At 46.7% G+C, this 694-nt stretch carries 1 pseudogene; it reads right to left on the minus strand.

The window, feature by feature from the left end:
* Positions 1 to 694: pseudogene (locus F4W09_RS16990) on the minus strand (contractile injection system protein, VgrG/Pvc8 family); the annotation flags it as partial.

Here is a 694-nt window from a genome sequence, read left to right on the forward strand (position 1 = left end):
GCTGCCCGCACCACCATCATGTGTATGGTCTTCATTTCTTGTGAATAAAAAGCGAACTTTGATGCGTCCCCATTCATCGACATGGATTTCTTCACCATTCGGTCCAACCACCTGAGCTCGTTGCGGGTAGGCAGCTGGGCGATGCTGCTCGGGATGATAAGCAGGTACAGTTTTAATATGTCGACGTTGTAAGCTCAGCAGATTGCCTTGGCGCTGTTCACTTGCAATGCTGCTCAGTGTAGACGTGAATTGCCAATGACTTTGTTGGAGAAGTTGCTCTAGTTGTTGGTTTAAATCTTTCGGTAGGTTGTTTTGACTATAAAAGGTTTTTTCGGTAATGAGAAATTCTTTGTCTGCACCACTGTGTTGATTAATTTCTGGATGATCTTGCAGTTCAAACCAGTAACCCACATGAGCATCTCGCACCGTAGACTGTGCACAGAAATGCTTGGCTTGTGCATTGTAGTAGTCCGATAGCTGCTGGTTAAATTGTTCTAGTTGTGGATTGCCCGATGCTGTTGCACCATCCTCCCCATTCAGGTCTTGCATCCATGCGGGTGAAAAATGCCATGCTTGCTCTAGCCCTAAACTTGCAACATCATATTGCTCGCTCTGCTGATGTTTGCTTTGTACACTGCCTGCACCATCATCTTGGGTCAGTGCATCAGCTTGCCAGCGCTGAACATGCACTGCT

Source organism: Acinetobacter tandoii (assembly GCF_008867985.1).
Classification (GTDB): domain Bacteria; phylum Pseudomonadota; class Gammaproteobacteria; order Pseudomonadales; family Moraxellaceae; genus Acinetobacter; species Acinetobacter tandoii.